Annotated in this window: 14 protein-coding genes; all 14 read left to right on the top strand. The window is 38.4% G+C overall.

Going from position 1 to position 15,924, the window contains the following annotated elements:
- The first annotated feature begins 88 nt into the window (after window positions 1–88).
- The 14 genes from C7U56_RS05755 to pheS all read left to right on the top strand — a co-directional run bounded on the left by C7U56_RS05755 (window position 89) and on the right by pheS (window position 15,916).
- Window positions 89–712, top strand: coding sequence for a hypothetical protein (locus C7U56_RS05755; RefSeq protein WP_107000549.1), 624 nt, complete (start codon window positions 89–91; stop codon window positions 710–712).
- Entirely contained in the window at window positions 705–1,730 is a 1,026-nt protein-coding gene (locus tag C7U56_RS05750) for a DUF262 domain-containing protein (protein ID WP_107000548.1), read from the top strand. Before C7U56_RS05755 ends, C7U56_RS05750 begins: the two co-directional genes overlap by 8 nt.
- 658 nt (window positions 1,731–2,388) lie before the next feature.
- Window positions 2,389–2,715 (top strand): IS66 family insertion sequence element accessory protein TnpB, encoded by a 327-nt coding sequence (gene tnpB, locus C7U56_RS05745; protein WP_333493379.1) that lies wholly within the window; start codon window positions 2,389–2,391, stop codon window positions 2,713–2,715.
- Between the two features lie 370 nt (window positions 2,716–3,085).
- Window positions 3,086–3,367, top strand: coding sequence for a hypothetical protein (locus C7U56_RS05740; protein ID WP_107000547.1), 282 nt, complete (start codon window positions 3,086–3,088; stop codon window positions 3,365–3,367).
- Window positions 3,368–3,388: 21 nt separating this feature from the next.
- Window positions 3,389–4,423, top strand: coding sequence for an alcohol dehydrogenase (locus tag C7U56_RS05735; protein WP_107000546.1), 1,035 nt, complete (start codon window positions 3,389–3,391; stop codon window positions 4,421–4,423).
- 25 nt (window positions 4,424–4,448) lie between these two features.
- A complete protein-coding gene (locus C7U56_RS05730) occupies window positions 4,449–5,423 on the top strand; it encodes a Gfo/Idh/MocA family protein (protein ID WP_107000545.1) in 975 nt (324 codons plus the stop codon).
- 3 nt (window positions 5,424–5,426) lie between these two features.
- Complete coding sequence (locus C7U56_RS05725) at window positions 5,427–5,690, top strand: acylphosphatase (RefSeq protein WP_181357185.1); 264 nt, start codon at window positions 5,427–5,429, stop codon at window positions 5,688–5,690.
- Window positions 5,691–5,709: 19 nt separating this feature from the next.
- Entirely contained in the window at window positions 5,710–5,832 is a 123-nt protein-coding gene (locus C7U56_RS16110) for a hypothetical protein (RefSeq protein WP_267895299.1), read from the top strand.
- Between the two features lie 168 nt (window positions 5,833–6,000).
- Window positions 6,001–7,521: a putative basic amino acid antiporter YfcC gene (gene yfcC / locus C7U56_RS05720; RefSeq protein ID WP_107000543.1), complete on the top strand. Its 1,521-nt coding sequence runs from the start codon at window positions 6,001–6,003 to the stop codon at window positions 7,519–7,521.
- Between the two features lie 86 nt (window positions 7,522–7,607).
- Window positions 7,608–8,756 carry a beta-aspartyl-peptidase gene (gene iadA / locus C7U56_RS05715; protein ID WP_107000542.1) on the top strand — a complete coding sequence of 383 codons (1,149 nt, stop codon included), beginning with the start codon at window positions 7,608–7,610 and terminating at the stop codon, window positions 8,754–8,756.
- Between the two features lie 315 nt (window positions 8,757–9,071).
- On the top strand, window positions 9,072–9,998 hold the full coding sequence (locus C7U56_RS05710) for a hypothetical protein (RefSeq protein WP_107000541.1): 927 nt from the start codon (window positions 9,072–9,074) through the stop codon (window positions 9,996–9,998).
- Window positions 9,998–11,995, top strand: coding sequence for an McrB family protein (locus C7U56_RS05705; RefSeq protein ID WP_107000540.1), 1,998 nt, complete (start codon window positions 9,998–10,000; stop codon window positions 11,993–11,995). The genes C7U56_RS05710 and C7U56_RS05705 overlap by 1 nt, the downstream gene beginning before the upstream one ends.
- Entirely contained in the window at window positions 11,979–13,760 is a 1,782-nt protein-coding gene (locus tag C7U56_RS05700; RefSeq protein WP_107000539.1) for a DUF2357 domain-containing protein, read from the top strand. The genes C7U56_RS05705 and C7U56_RS05700 overlap by 17 nt, the downstream gene beginning before the upstream one ends.
- Window positions 13,761–14,872: 1,112 nt before the next feature.
- Entirely contained in the window at window positions 14,873–15,916 is a 1,044-nt protein-coding gene (gene pheS, locus C7U56_RS05690) for a phenylalanine--tRNA ligase subunit alpha (protein WP_022359088.1), read from the top strand.
- The last annotated feature ends 8 nt before the right edge of the window (window positions 15,917–15,924 follow it).

Below are 15,924 nucleotides of genomic sequence, written 5' to 3'. Positions count from 1 at the left end.
GTGTAACGGAAGCAATGATATATTTCTTTAGCGGATATAAATACGTGGTGCTAGCACAATATTGGATTGTAGATAAAAGAGGCTGATGATGACAAAAGATGAATTTGATGCATTATTGATGTGCTGCAGGAATGATGAGGATATTCTCGATTTTGCACGAAAGTTTATAATTCATGGAATCCCCTATGTTTTTAATGGTCGTGAAGATGAATTTTTTGAATTTAGAAATAGAATTGGAAAACATTTTTCCATTGACTATTATCAAGTATATATTGTAGGTTCAGGAAAATTGGGATTTAGTTATTTAAAAGGAACAGAATTTAATTATGATTCTGATATAGATGTAGCGATTGTTAGCGAGGAACTGTACGATAGATATTTGAAATATATTCGGAAATTTCAGTATGATTTAGAACGTTCTAGAGAAAGATTAGTAGAACGGGAGTATAAGAATTATATTAAATTTTTGAAGTATATGGCAAAAGGCTGGATGAGACCGGATTTATTACCAATCAAAATTGAAGGAATTGATTTAAAAACAAACTGGTTTGATTTTTTTAATACAATTTCATATGATAAAAGTGAAGTTGGAAATTATAAAGTGAGCGCAGGTGTTTATAAAAGCTATAATTATTTAGAATATTATGCGATAAATAGTTTGAAAGAATACATACAAATATTAAAGGTAGAAAAGGAGACCGGAAATGAGTAAACAGATCACAACTTCCCCTAGTAATAGAAAAATATCAGCTTTATATAAAGATATAAAAAGAGAGAATCTTATTTTGCAACCCGATTTTCAAAGAAGATTCGTGTGGAATAATAAGCATAAAGAAAAATTTATTGACACAATATTGGAAGGGTATCCCGTACCAGAAATATATGTTGCACAAAGAGGGATAGATATAGAAACTATTGAATCAGAAGAAGTTGTGGTTGATGGACAACAAAGATTACATACAATTGTTGAGTATATAGATGAACCAGAGGAATCAAAGGTCTTTGGGAATATTGTAAAAAAGTATAGAAATCTTAGCAAAGATGAAAAAGAAGACTTTCTTAACTATACTTTATTGATTCGAGATTTAGGAGATATCTCTCCTGAAAATATAAAGGAGGTCTTTAAAAGAATAAACTCGACGCAATATGCACTGAATTCAATTGAATTACATAATGCGATATATGACGGAGAGTTTATTGCAACAGCGAAAGAAATTTTAGAAGAAGTAGATGTTACTAAATTACCGTTTTTTAGTGATTCTAAAATAAGTAGAATGGATGATTTATTATTCATTTTGCTTATTATGTCGACTGTTCAAGAGGGAGGGTATTTTGTTGGAGACAAATATATTGAAAAATATGTTGCTACGTATAATGAGAATTATCCAGATAAAAACAATGTAAAGAAGAAGATAGTTGATGTATTCTCTTTCATAAATGAATTATCTTTGTTGAACGATTCGTTGTGGATGAGAAAATCCTGTTATTTTACAATGTTTATTGAGATTTTTAAAGAATTTGAAAAAATAGAGAAGAAAAGAAAAATATTAAGAGAGTATTTACAAGAAGTGGAGAGTAAAGTAGAAGCAAATAAAAGCAGTAATGCTGATACTAATCAATATGCAAAATTTTATTCATATATTTATACCGGAACAAATAGTAGAAAAGCGCGGGTGGAAAGAGGCAATTTTTTGAGGAAAGAAATAATAGAACCAGTTATGGAAAATTGAATTTTAGATGGCTCTATTTTGGCTCTAAAAATTTGGACTGGCACAAATACGAGAGCATTTTTTGAAGAATATGGATAATAAATCCTTTAAAAAGCAGAGAAAAGCAGCCAGTTCAAATTATCCGCCGAGGAGTTTGAATAAACAAAAATGTTTAGTAAATCCAGCGTTTATGCGGGTTTGCGGCACTTTTAAAAGTCTTTTGATAACAAATTGATAACAGTTGCATGAGAGCCATTATTCTTGTAACCCGGTGGTTTTAGGGTTAGAGAATAATTGACAGGTGGTTGTGCAACAAATAAATCCATATTATAAACGAAGCCCTTAGCTGTGGGTATAAAACTCATAGCTAAGGGCTTTTGTCGTGCTTATTTATCTGGTTTGAGTTTGTCTTGAAACATTTCGACCGTAAATGGTAAACCACACATCTCTAGAACTACACCTCCAAGTTTGAGATAATGTTGGAAAAGTTGTACAATACACTTTTCCCATTTTTCACACTAGGAGGTCAATTATGAACACCAAACTTGCCACAGCACAGATCCGTGTAAAAAACTGGGCTGCTATTATTTAGGAGCGCAACGAATCTGGTCTGTCTGTCAAAGATTATTGTGCACAGCATCAGCTTTTATGAGACTCTTATTATTACTGGCTCCGCAAAGTGAAAGAGGTCCTGCTTGTAGAAAGCGGCTTTGTTGAAGTAACGCAGCCAAAGCAGTTCCCTGTGCAGAGGTCTGTAACAGCTGATCCAAATGAAATGTTAACGCTCAAATTCTTCTGGGGTTCCAGTAACCGGAAGATCAAAGGGCTGGTCTGGGAGGAAGACGGCTTCCTGCTTATTTATAAGCGGCTGGAGGCGGGAACTTTTCAATGGCCCCGATCGGAAGCGGAAGCCCGGAACATCACTTCGGAGCAGTATCATCTGCTCATGAGCGGATACTCCATAGATCCATCTGTCCATAAGATCGATCCAAAACATCCAGTGTGACTTTTGTACAAAACAGAGAAGTTTTCTGTTTGATTCGAAAGCCTGTATGGGGATAAAAAGTTCTGTTTTTTATCCGCTTAACATGAATTGTGGACAGTCTTCTCTGCCACATGAAAAGTAAGCCGGATCCACCTGTTTTCAGGCAGCCTGGAAGGTATTCTCTACAGAAAGAACTGCTTTTGGAGCAGGAGTTTTCCACCGTCAAAATACCGAAAAGATATCGGTCTGATTTTTGTGTTTTTTCGCTTCTTCTGTTATACTGGATCCATAAAAGCGAAGGAGACTGATCGTCCGTATGGCACTTGCGTTATCAAAAGAACAGCTGGCAAAACTGAATAAAAAAGATATCCTGTAGCTCTTGCTTGAAAGCATGGAGCAGGAAAAAGAATTACGTAGCCAGCTGGCTGTTCTTACGGATGAGTTGAAACGGACAAACCAGCAGATGCAGGTGATCCTTGAAAAATGGAACCTTGCGCAGGCAACTCGCTTTGGACGTTTTTCTGAAAAAATGACATATGATACCGGAGCCTGCCAGCAGTTGGAACTAGCCATCATGTACGCGGAATGTTTCAATGAAGCAGAAGCATGTTTTTTACGGCAAATCTTGCTAATAACCCCAGGTTTCGCCTATAATAGGATTCAGTATGAATAATAGAAAGAAGGGGGTTAAGCAATGCAGGCATATACATATATTTCTAAGGGAAAGTTTGAATTAGTGGAAAAACCAAAACCGGTGCTTATGCACGAACGGGATGCGATTGTAAAGGTAACACTGGCCAGCATCTGTTCCAGTGATCTGCATATCAAACACGGAAGTGTGCCGCGGGCGGTCCCTGAAATTACAGTCGGTCATGAGATGGTAGGAATTGTGGAAGAAGTTGGGTCAGCGGTGACCCATGTGAAGCCGGGGGACAGAGTCACTGTAAACGTAGAGACCTTCTGCGGTGAATGCTTTTTCTGTAAAAATGGATATGTAAATAACTGTACGGACGAGAATGGCGGCTGGGCCCTGGGATGCCGTATCGACGGCGGGCAGGCCGAATATGTGCGGGTTCCATTTGCAGATCAGGGATTAAATAAGATTCCGGATGGAGTGACGGACCGGCAGGCACTGTTTGTGGGAGATGTGCTGGCGACCGGCTATTGGGCGGCGAGAATCTCTGAGATCACGGAGGAAGATACGGTTTTGATCATCGGTGCCGGTCCGACGGGTATCTGTACCCTTCTCTGCGTAATGTTAAAGAAACCGAAACGAATTATTGTCTGCGAGAAAGATGAAAACCGCGTCCGCTTTATAAAGGAGCACTATCCGGATGTATACACCGTTTTACCGGAGGAATGTCTGGAATATGTTCAGAAAAACAGTGATCACGGCGGAGCCGATGTGGTTCTTGAGGTGGCAGGAGCATCCTTTACTTTCCGGTTAGCCTGGGAATGTGCAAGGCCTAATGCAATCGTCACAGTGGTAGCGCTCTATGACGAAGCCCAGACGCTGCCGCTTCCGGATATGTATGGCAAGAATCTTACCTTTAAAACCGGCGGTGTAGATGGATGCGACTGTGAGGAGACGCTTCGCCTCATTGCAGAGGGCAAGATCGATACGGAACCGCTTATTACCCATACCTATCCGCTTAGCCGGATCGAAGATGCATACGAGCTTTTTGAGAACAAGAAAGATGGAGTGATTAAGGTAGCGGTGGAGTGCTAGTTGGATAAAGAAAGGTAAGAGATACATGCAGAACATCAGATGGGCAGTTCTTGGAACCGGAGTGATTGCAAATGAAATGGCCGTGGCCTTAAAGAAAAACGGGCGAAACATCGATGCGGTGGGTAACAGAACCCATGAGAAAGCGGTTGCATTTGCAGAAAAATATGGGATAAAAAAGGTATATGATAATTATAATGACATGTTTACAGACCCGGATATTGATGTAATCTATATCACAACTCCCCATAATACCCATATTAATTTTATGCGCAGGGCAATTGAGAATGGAAAGCACATTCTGGTCGAAAAATCTATCACCTTAAACAGCCGGGAACTGGATGAGGCAATTGCTCTGGCGGATAAAAAGGGTGTTGTCATAGGTGAGGTCATGACGATTTATCATATGCCGATTTATAAAAAGCTTAAAGAGATTCTTGAGTCAGGGAAACTTGGAAAGGTGAATCTGATCACTATGAATTTTGGAAGCTTCAAAGAATATGATATGAACAACCGCTTTTTTAATAAAAACCTGGCAGGAGGTGCCATGCTGGATATCGGGGTGTACGCGCTTTCCTTTATTCGGTGGTTTATGGATTCCAAGCCGGATCAGCTTTTATCCCAGGTAAAACCGGCACCTACAGGAGTGGATGAACAGGCAGGATTGCTGCTGATGAATCAGGAAGGCCAGATGGCATCTGTCATGTTGTCGCTGCATTCCAAGCAGCCGAAAAGAGGCATGGTATCCTGTGAAAAGGGATATATAGAAATCATGGAATATCCGAGAGCCTGGGAAGCGAGAATCACCTATACAGATTCCGGAGAAACGGAAGTGATTCAGACCGGTGAGCATGCAGATGCGCTGGCCTATGAGCTGGCGGATATGGAGAAAGCCATCCGTGGGGATGCAGAATGCATGCATTTGGATTATACAAAAGATGTGATGGATATGATGACGGAATTCAGAAAAGAATGGGGATTTCAGTATCCGGAGGAGATGTAAATTATGGTACGAAAACACATCTTTTTTTCAGGTGATGTCCAGGGCGTCGGCTTCCGCTACCGCTCCTTTTATATCGCCCAGTCCCTTGGCCTGGCCGGCTGGGTGGAGAACCTGTGGGACGGAAGAGTGGAGATGGAAGTGCAGGGAAGCGAAGTTTCCATTCGGGAAATGTTAGCTAGGATTCAGCAGCAGAGATGGATCAACGTGGCGGATATGGAGATCACAGAGATTCCCTGTGAAGAAGAACGGGGATTTAAGATAAGATAAAAACGAGGGGGATGTTACTATGTTTATCAATTTTTCCAATCATCCAAGCAAACTTTGGGCAGAGGATGAGAGAAATGCGGCTCTTCAGTATGGCACGATTGAGGATCTGGCCTTTCCGCAGGTTCCGGAAGGCGCAGTCTAATCACTGGCTAAGCCAGTGGTCATGATTTGCATTACCAGAGCCAATTCCATTTTTGGGTGTATAAAAATACAGGAAAATGACAAAAAACATGTAAATTTTTAGTTGGCTTTTTAGCATTCTATGGTAGACTAATATGGTATATCAAAAAAATGGGAAGGAGACTCAAAAATGAGCCAAAAAGAAGAAAAAGGGCTAAAGTCCTTTAACAAGGGATTCCAAGTGCCAGATACCTACATTATCATCTTTTTAGTAGTTGTTATCGCAGCACTTCTGACATTTCTTGTACCAAAGGGATTTTACGAAACACAGGATATTTCATATATGATCAATGGTGTTGAGAAAACCCGTACAGTAATCAAGGACGGAAGTTTCCAGTATCTGACAGATGATGCAGGAAATGTAGTAACAGAAGGAGTAGCACTCTTTAGCGGAGATGGTGGAACAGGATTCTTCAACTATATGTATAACGGAATCGTAAATAGTTCTGCAATCGAGATTATCGCATTCCTTATGGTAGTAGGTGGTGCATTTGGTATCATGATCCGTACAGGTGCGATTGAATCTGGATTGATCGGATTGATCCGTAAGGCCAAGGGAGCAGAAAAACTACTGATTCCGATACTTTTCGTACTGTTTTCTCTTGGTGGAGCAGTTTTCGGAATGGGAGAAGAAGCGCTTCCGTTTACTATGATTCTTTGTCCGTTGTTTGTAGCAGTTGGATATGATTCAGTTATCGCAGTTCTTGTTACTTATGTTGCCACACAGATTGGTTTCGGTTCATCTTGGATGAATCCGTTCTCTGTAGGCATTGCACAGGGTATTGCAGGTATTGACGTATTCTCCGGTGCAGGATTCCGTATGGTAATGTGGGTCGTATTTACAGCACTCGGCTGTGGAATGACTATGTTCTATGCATCAAAGATTAAAAAGAATCCGACAATCTCAATCGCATATAAGACGGATTCATATTTCCGTGAGCAGAATGAAACAACAGGAATTGACGAAGGACATTCATTTGGTCTTGGACACATTTTAGCCCTTCTGACACTGGCTGTTACAGTAGTATGGGTAGTTTGGGGAGTTATGACTCAGGGATACTACATGCCGGAGATTGCAACACAGTTCTTTATTATGGGAATTGTTTCCGGTGTGTTTGGAGTTATCTTTAAACTGAATGATATGAAACTGAATGATATTGCAACATCTTTCAAAGATGGAGCAAAAGACCTGATCGGTGCTGCCCTTGTCGTTGCTATGGCACAGGGAATCATGCAGGTTCTTGGTGGTTCTGATCCGACAACACCTACAGTTATTAATACAATTATGTATAATATTTCAAATGCATTGTCTGGAGTTTCCGGAGCAGTTGCAGCCGTACTTATGTATCTGTTCCAGTCCGTATTTAACTTCTTCGTTGTATCCGGAACAGGACAGGCTGCCATCACAATGCCGATCATGGCTCCGCTGTCAGACCTGTTAGGTGTTTCGCGTCAGACAGCTGTAGTTGCATTCCAGCTTGGTGATGCATTTACAAACCTGATTGTTCCTACATCCGGATGCTTGATTGGATCTCTTGCAATTGCAAAGATTGAGTGGTCTAACTGGATTAAATTCATGTGGAAATTCCTTGGTGTCTTAATGATTGGTGCAATCATTACAGTTCTTGTTGCAGTTGGAATTGGATTCTAAAATATGTATTTTATCTCAGTCGAGAAGACTCCCACCTCTTTTGGTGGCGAGTAATAGCAAATTTGTCTCAGTGGGAGTGATTTGTGATGAAATTAATTCAGAATATTGATGTTTATGCGCCACAGCATCTGGGGAAAAAAGATGTACTTATAATCAATGATAAGATTGTTAAGATTAAAGATGCGGGTTCTATATCCGCAGACGGATTTCTTTCTGAGGCAGAAAGGATCAATGGAGAGGGGCTACTTTTAACTCCGGGATTCATTGATAGTCATGTTCATGTACTCGGAGGCGGTGGCGAAGGCGGATTCGCCAATCGTACTCCGGAAGCAACCATGGAAGGACTTACGAAGTTTGGAGTGACAACCGTTGTTGGCTGCCTTGGAACAGATGGAATCGGTCGTGATATGTGTGCACTGGTTGCAAAGACAAAAGGATTGAATGAGCAGGGAATGTCTGCATACTGTTATACCGGAAGTTATCAGATTCCGGTCCGCACGTTGACTGACAGTATTGTGAAAGATATTATGATGATTCAGGAAATCATTGGAACGGGAGAAATCGCGATCTCTGATCATCGTTCTTCACAGCCGACTTTCGAGGAATTTGCACGTGTCATTGCGGATACAAGGCTTGGTGGTGTTCTTTCCGGGAAAGCTGGCATTGTAAATGTTCATCTGGGCGATAGTCCGAGATGCTTAGATCTGATTGAACGAGTAGTCGATGAGACAGAGATACCGGCAACTCAAATACTGCCAACACATATCAATCGAAATGAGATGCTTTTTGGCAAGTCGATTGAGTATGCACTGAAAGGCGGAGCAGTAGACTTTACTGGAAATGAAGATATTGACTATTGGGAAACTATCTGTGATGAGGTACGTGTATGTAATGGTATCAAACGGATGTTAGATGCAGGAGTAAATCCTGACCGCATAACAATTTCTTCTGACGGGCAGGGAAGCCTTCCGATGTACAGTAGTGATGGCAAATTCCTTGGAATGGGCGTTGGACAGTCCAGCTGCCTTCTGAAGGAAGTAAAGGAATGTGTATTTAAAACAGAAATTCCTTTAGAAATAGCAATTTCTACAATTACATCGAATCCAGCAGATATTCTTTGTCTTAAGGGAAAAGGTAAGGTTGAAGAAGGCTATGATGCGGATCTTTGTATTCTCGACCAGGAACTTCAGCTTGTTGAAGTGATTGCAAAAGGGAATACAGTTTATAAAAAATAAAGGATATCAGATGTGAGAAGCATCAGTCACTTAGTTGGCTGGTGCTTTTTTGCGTGCTTATACAGTTGATAAAATGATAACCTTGCATAAAAAGAGATGCTGTCTGCTGGTAGAATTAAAAAGAATAGCAAGAATGAACAATATACAAGCGTGTGCAAGGGAGATTGTGGATAAAGAGATGATATATGCTTAGAAATGAAAGAGCAAGTTCTTAGATAGGGCTTGCTTTTTCTTTCCCTATAACAATAGATGGTGTATAATAGTCTTAATACAAAAATTTTGAATGCGTAATTAGCAGGGAACAAGGGAGAAGTAATGGAAGAACTCGAATTTTCACAAAGAATAGTAAAGATTTTGACAGGGAAAGCATTACAGGATACGTTAAGAAAAGCAGGAATGCAAGGATTTACTGTGCCGGGGTTTGCAAAAAATGTTAGCCAAGCACCCCCATCAATATTAGCAGCAGCAATGACCAAAAGAAAACGAGGAAAAGGTTTTCAAAGTGGGATTTTTTTGAAATGCTTATCAGAATTAGATGAAGATATTCTGGAGAGTAAACTTACCCAAAAGTGGCTTGAAGGAGGTGTAAGTAAAGAAGAAGCTGAAAGGGAGCTAAAAGATATTGAAATTTCTATATTGGAGAAACAAAAACAAAACGAGAATGTGCAAGATGGTATTGAAATAGAGGATAGTATCAAAACGGATGATAAAGACGATACTCAAGTTATAAAAAAACAACAGGAACGTATAAAAAAATTACAAGCTACGATACAAAGCTATAAAATAGCAAATGACAATTATAAAAAGGAAATAGAACAACTGAAAAGGGAAAATATCAAATTAGAGGCAAAAAATGCAGAAGAACTTAGGAATAAGACATTGATGGAGGATACCATAGAAGAACTAAACAATGAAATACATGAACAGAAACAGAAACTTGCAAAAATGGGAACAGAAATAGAAAAATATAAAAATATGTATGAAAATGCCCCCAAAGTCTTATGCTTCTCCAAGAAAGAAATTGATAAAGAAATGTTTCCATTTTATAATGTTGAATGGATTTGTGAATGGAAGAATGATTATGTAGAAACAATTGACTGGATAAAATACAGTGAGGTTTGGATTGCAGAAAGCGATTTTAGTTATTCAGAGACCAAAACAATAAAGAATCTGGCAAAAGGAAAAGTGATTATTGCACGTAATACGAATATGTTAATTACAAAGGTAGGAGGAAACAACTAATGGATATTCAAGATAGACAGTATATTGGAATTTTAGCAAGTGTGGATGAATCTTATGGGAGGGATAACGTTTTTATTAATAAAGGGTCTTATATTCAGTATAGAGTGAAATCGCTTTTGTTACCGCAGGAAAGCCCTAATTTTCTGTCGGGTTTTATTAGTTCATTTGAAGATGATTCTGAAATAAATGATGATGAATATTCGTCAGAAGAAGAACGGATTAACAATTTTGAAGAGACTGTGAAAGATAAACTATTTGTTTATTCATACAGGGTAAATGAAGAAGGACATGCTAATTTGGGAAATAGAAAAACAAGTTTGGTAAAACGTCCTGAAAAAATCACCAGGGACACTTATTTTTATGCAGTGCCAGTATTTTGCTCTAAAAATAATGATACCTCACGTGAATGGGAATTAGAGCGAAAATGGAGCCTATTTCGAGAATATGAAAACAAAGAAGAATTTATTGAGTTTTTAAAAAATAAAAAACCCGTTGGGAGTACATATGGCTATTATCCAGATGCGTTTACGCCATCTTTTGTAATTTGGTTGGACGATGATGGAACAATGTATGCTATTGGACACGTTATTGACAATAGACATAATACGCAAGGTGGATTAATCATTGAATGTGACAAAATTGCAATTGTTAATATTGATGAATTTGATGAGTTTTGGGTTTATCAAGCATCGCTAAATCCGACACTTATGTTTATTCCGGAAGAGATATATGCAAAAGTGGAAGATAAATTGTTAAAAACATCCTCTGTTGAAAAAATAGGAGAACGCGTGGAAATAGATTTGCAAAATAATTCTAATAAGATGAGAGAAAATGTTTCTGCAAATGCAGAAAGTACCAAATGGGAAGAAGAACTGATAGAGATAGATGTGAGTGAAAAAACAGATGACTTGATAATTAAATCTATGGATTATCATAGTCAAAAGCGTAATTTGTTTTATAATGTGAAAGATTTTGTGAATATTCATACAGCGCTTAAATGTAGTAGTTTAGTTATTTTATCAGGCCTAAGTGGAACAGGAAAATCTGCGATTGTAGATATCTATGCACGTGCATTGGGAATTAATAATACAGGCAACCCAGACGAAAATAGATTGTTGTTTATTCCAGTAAGACCATCATGGAATGATGATTCTGATCTGTTAGGATATGTTGATTTAGTTCATATGGTATATCGAGCATCGGATTCAGGATTTGTCGATTTTCTGGTTAGAGCTCAAAAAGAAGAAAATAAAAATAAGTTATTTATTGTTTGTTTTGATGAAATGAATTTGGCAAGAGTGGAGCATTATTTTAGTCAATTTTTGTCACTTTTGGAACGACCTGCAAACCAGAGAGAATTGCAATTATATGATAAGCAATATAGTGGAAGATTGTATAATTCAACAGAGTATCCAAACAGAATTAAGATAGGGGATAATGTTAAGTTTATTGGAACTGTAAATATCGATGAATCTACATATCATTTTTCAGATAAAGTTTTGGATCGCGCAAATGTAATACAATTAGACGTTTTGAACTATGCTAACATGTGGACGAAAACGAAATATGCTTCGTTAGGAAATATCAATTGGACGATAGATGATTATAATTCTATTACAGTTACAAACTCGGATGAGGATATGCAGTTAGTACATCAATTATTATGGGATATACATACATTATTGCATTCGGCAAATTCAAAATATGGTGTGGGACCAAGAATAGTAAAAAGTATTGAAATGTACTTATGGAATTTACCAAAATCAGGAATAGGTGAGTTTTCTTATTCGGATGGAATAGATTTACAGATCGCACAAAGAGTTCTCACAAAAGTTCGTGGACCAGAGAATCAGTTGGGAGAAATTCTAGATGAAAAAAGTGAAAATAATATCTATTTAATTTTTGATAAATACCATGATTTATCTAAGTTTAGTATTTGTAGAGATATTGTGCAGCAGAAACAAAAGGAGTTAGAGTCGTATGGATATTGTATCTGATTTGCCGTTTAAATTACAAGTTATCAAACAATTTCCGAAAGTATCTTATCAGAATGCAACATTTTTTTTAAGTAATCCTAAAGAACTTTGGTCACAGGAAGAAATAACATTGTCAATTGAAGAAAATGATGAGATTGAGATACTGTTTGACTCTGAAGATTCAGAGGCAAAATTATATTTAGAAGCATTAGATATTGTTCCAATAGATGATAGGAAAATAGCATATGACGAAAAGGGACATGTCTATAGGATGCCTAGTAGGGAACCGTTTACGCTTTATAAAGTTAATAGTGGATACGATGCACTTTGTGTAGATATGTTTCAAATCTCGGTATATTGTTACAAAAAATGGTACTATGGTACTTTTCAAGTTTTACCTAAACCAATGAGTGTAGGTGAATGGACAATGATGAAAGATGAGCTTGAAAAGGAAATGGTGGGATTAGCGCAAGATATTGTACGAAGAAATATAGGAGTTGGCAATCAAAAATATGGCGATGTACCACCTAAGGTATTATATAGTTTTATCATAATAAAGAAATATGCACAAACTGTTCTTGCTGCATTAATAGATATTGCTGAGAATCCAAGATGTGAAATTATGACACAATATAAAAACGTAGGCAATAACAGAAACTGCAGGTTTGATGAAGAGAGTATTCGAAGGTATGCAACTAGAGCTGGATCAGAAGCTACCTATAGAGTGCCAGAAAAAGTTACTAATTATGATATTCAAGATAACCGGTTACTAAAAATGATTCTTTTGGATTACGAAAAAAGATTAAATCAATTTTTGGTATTGTTGGATGAAATGGATGATTATTCAAAAACTTTTAATTCGGGACAAACAGAGCAGTATAAAAATGAATGGGAAAAAAGCATATTGGAATTTCGTATGGTAGCTAGAAAATTAAAAAAAATAACATCACTTCTAAAAACGAAAGAGTGGTATTTTTCAGTGAGCGATGTGACAGAGGCATATATTCCACATTCATTTATCATGGATACAAGATATAATACACTTTATCAAATGTATCTTGAATTAAGGAAAGATACATTTCAAGTGGAATTTGATTCGGAATTTTCTTATACATGGAAAAGAAGTAGCTATTTATATGAAATGTGGTGCTTTTTTAGAATATGTCACTTATTATCGGGAAAATACGAACCAGATGTTAGAGGATGGAATAATATATTTGCAGGGAAAATATTATTCCCGTTTCTTAAAGCGGGGACGGTGATGCAATTTTCGGATGGAGAAATTCTTCTTAAAGTGGTTTTTGATCAACCACTTCTTGTATTTAGTAATAAAAAAACTACGCATGAGGTGCCACTTTATATAGCAGAAACGCATGAAGCTTTAAAGATTCATAATAGACCAGATATATTGATTCATGTGTATGATGTTAAAAAAGAGTGGTACTTAGGGGCAATTGTATTGGAATGTAAATACAGAAAAATTAATTCATTTTGGACAGAAAACGGTGGGAGATCCAGTATTGGACAATTACAAGCATATTATAATAATACGCGATCAGATTATCATTTTGGTGGTAAAGGTAAACGTTTAAATATACGTCCAGTAAAGAAAGTAATTGTATTGACCCCAGATATACATGGTGACGGAAGGAGTCAAGAAGATTTTGGTATATTAGTTAAAAGTTTTAAGCCAACGGATACTGGTGAGTTAGTTGAATCAGTGACAGATGAATTAAATGCCGTTATTTCTGAATTGAAAGAAATTAGTCAAGAATTGCAGTGGTAGCGAAGTATAGAAAAAGTAATTCGAATAATTGTAAACAGCATATAATTTTAATGGATAGTTCTTGAGTTTCCGCAGAATGTAATTTTAAAATGAACACAGCTTCCCAAAGCACCAATCTGCTGAATTTTTGAAGCGTTGAGAATAGCAGTTTTACGAATAGGGGTACTTTAATAAGCCCCGCCGGAACCGGACTTTGGGAGAGTTATTTTTTTATCTATTTAAGCGACCAGCTTAAGGCAAAGTTGACGGTATATCGGACGTTTTGTCCGAAACCATAGCCTGATCCCTTCTTTTACATACGACAGTATGCCTGAGATACTTTTAGCCAGCCGATAATAGCTGAAATGGATTTTTTCTTTTATAGGGTCTGCTTTCTGTATGATTGCAACCTTCAGGGCATGCGTTTCTGATTTCATGGACATATGTGCCAGAAATGCCATGCACAGGGTAATATAAAAATTTAGGGCATTGATTGCAGTGAGCTTCCTTACACGGAAGTTTTCAAACTGAAACATCTGCTTTTTTAGAGGTTTCTGGGCTTTGTGCTTGCAAAATGCTTGCAGTAAGTAAAATTTCTTATAATTTGAAAATACCAAGATGAAAATATCAATGAAAATATCAAGGAAAGAAATCCCTTGACATTTCCCACCAACATGCCTAAAATAATAAACAGATTGCATACATGAAATCAATCAAACCAAACAAACAAACCAAAAGCTATGATCGTGTTCTATAAGATACTGTTTCCGGTCAGAGAGAAGAGGTCAGCGGCTGTGAGCCTTTTCCCGTTCAGACAGATATCCGAATTTCCCACGGGAGCTGCATTGCTGAAATTTAGAGTAGGCATTGCCGTCTGGTGTACGTTACATACCGGAAAGTGTCTGTGGCAGACGAAAAAATGACCTGCCGACAGGAAGCTGGGTGGTACCGCGGTATAGATATGATCGTCCCTTTGCACGTTTTGTGCGAAGGGATTTTTTTATGTCATGTCGCAAGCGACCGCGCGAGACGCCCGAATGTGCCAGAGAACATCCTTTATGCACAAATTTGTGTCCACAAGTTAAAGCAATATCAAGATAAAAAGCAACAAAAGTAATAGAAGGAGAGAAATCATGCAGGATTTAAAAGAACTGAATGAAGTGATCACTGCGATCAAAGAGGAAATCCGCCAGGGTGCGGATGCTCTGACGACTTCCAAGAGTGTCTATGAGTTTAAGAAGACCTTTCTGGATAATAAGCAGGGCAGAATTGGTCTGCTGATGAAAGAAATGCGCAATGTTGCCAATGACCAGAAAGCGGAATTTGGTAAGACTATCAACGGCGCCAAGGAGTGGGCAAACAATTTCTTTGACGAGCTGGATCAGAAATTAAAAGAGAAAGAGCAGCAGCAGCGCTATGAATCGGAGAAGATTGATATCACGATGCCGCCGGTTAAAATCCGTTACGGTAATCTGCATCCAGTTACGACGGTCCGCAATCAGCTGACGGATATCTTCACCTCTATGGGATTTGAGGTATATGAGGGAACCGAGATCGAGACCGATTATTATAACTTTACAGCTTTAAATACACCGCAGGATCATCCGGCGCGCGATATGCAGGATACATTCTATCTGTCTCCGGAATTCTTGCTCCGTACCCAGACATCGGCTGGACAAGTTCATGTCATGGAAGCGAAAAAACCGCCGATCAAGGTTGTTTCCCCGGGTAAAGTATTCCGTTCTGACGATGATGCGACCCATTCTCCGATGTTCAGCCAGATGGAAGGTCTGGTTGTTGATGAGGGCATCACCCTGTGTGATTTAAAGGGTATGCTGGATATGTTTGTTCAGAGAATTTTCGGTGAGCAGACAAAAACGAGACTTCGTCCGTCCTATTTCCCGTTCACGGAGCCGTCTGTTGAGGTCGATGTAAGCTGCTTCCAGTGCGGCGGCAAGGGTTGCCGTCTGTGCAAGGAAACAGGCTGGATCGAGGTCCTCGGCGCTGGTGTGGTAAATAAGAAGGTACTGGAAAACTGCGGCATTGATTCCAATAAATACAGTGGATTCGCATTCGGATTGGGTCTGGAGCGTATCGCAATGCTGAAATACGGCATCAACAACATCAAGATGCTTTTTGAATCTGATCTGCGTGTGCTGGATCAGATCGATGACTGATCAGGACA

This window comes from Clostridium fessum, assembly GCF_003024715.1.
GTDB lineage: Bacteria > Bacillota > Clostridia > Lachnospirales > Lachnospiraceae > Otoolea > Otoolea fessa.
This window is presented reverse-complemented; position numbering and strand designations above follow the sequence as displayed.

What these genes read in the sequence shown, in the direction of transcription:
- C7U56_RS05755 (WP_107000549.1), top strand. Translation starts at nt 89, where the DNA reads ATGACAAAAGATGAATTTGATGCATTATTGATGTGCTGCAGGAATGAT.
- C7U56_RS05750 (WP_107000548.1), top strand. Translation starts at nt 705, where the DNA reads ATGAGTAAACAGATCACAACTTCCCCTAGTAATAGAAAAATATCAGCT.
- C7U56_RS05740 (WP_107000547.1), top strand. Translation starts at nt 3,086, where the DNA reads ATGGAGCAGGAAAAAGAATTACGTAGCCAGCTGGCTGTTCTTACGGAT.
- C7U56_RS05735 (WP_107000546.1), top strand. Translation starts at nt 3,389, where the DNA reads ATGCAGGCATATACATATATTTCTAAGGGAAAGTTTGAATTAGTGGAA.
- C7U56_RS05730 (WP_107000545.1), top strand. Translation starts at nt 4,449, where the DNA reads ATGCAGAACATCAGATGGGCAGTTCTTGGAACCGGAGTGATTGCAAAT.
- C7U56_RS05725 (WP_181357185.1), top strand. Translation starts at nt 5,427, where the DNA reads ATGGTACGAAAACACATCTTTTTTTCAGGTGATGTCCAGGGCGTCGGC.
- C7U56_RS16110 (WP_267895299.1), top strand. Translation starts at nt 5,710, where the DNA reads ATGTTTATCAATTTTTCCAATCATCCAAGCAAACTTTGGGCAGAGGAT.
- yfcC (WP_107000543.1), top strand. Translation starts at nt 6,001, where the DNA reads ATGAGCCAAAAAGAAGAAAAAGGGCTAAAGTCCTTTAACAAGGGATTC.
- iadA (WP_107000542.1), top strand. Translation starts at nt 7,608, where the DNA reads ATGAAATTAATTCAGAATATTGATGTTTATGCGCCACAGCATCTGGGG.
- C7U56_RS05710 (WP_107000541.1), top strand. Translation starts at nt 9,072, where the DNA reads ATGGAAGAACTCGAATTTTCACAAAGAATAGTAAAGATTTTGACAGGG.
- C7U56_RS05705 (WP_107000540.1), top strand. Translation starts at nt 9,998, where the DNA reads ATGGATATTCAAGATAGACAGTATATTGGAATTTTAGCAAGTGTGGAT.
- C7U56_RS05700 (WP_107000539.1), top strand. Translation starts at nt 11,979, where the DNA reads ATGGATATTGTATCTGATTTGCCGTTTAAATTACAAGTTATCAAACAA.
- pheS (WP_022359088.1), top strand. Translation starts at nt 14,873, where the DNA reads ATGCAGGATTTAAAAGAACTGAATGAAGTGATCACTGCGATCAAAGAG.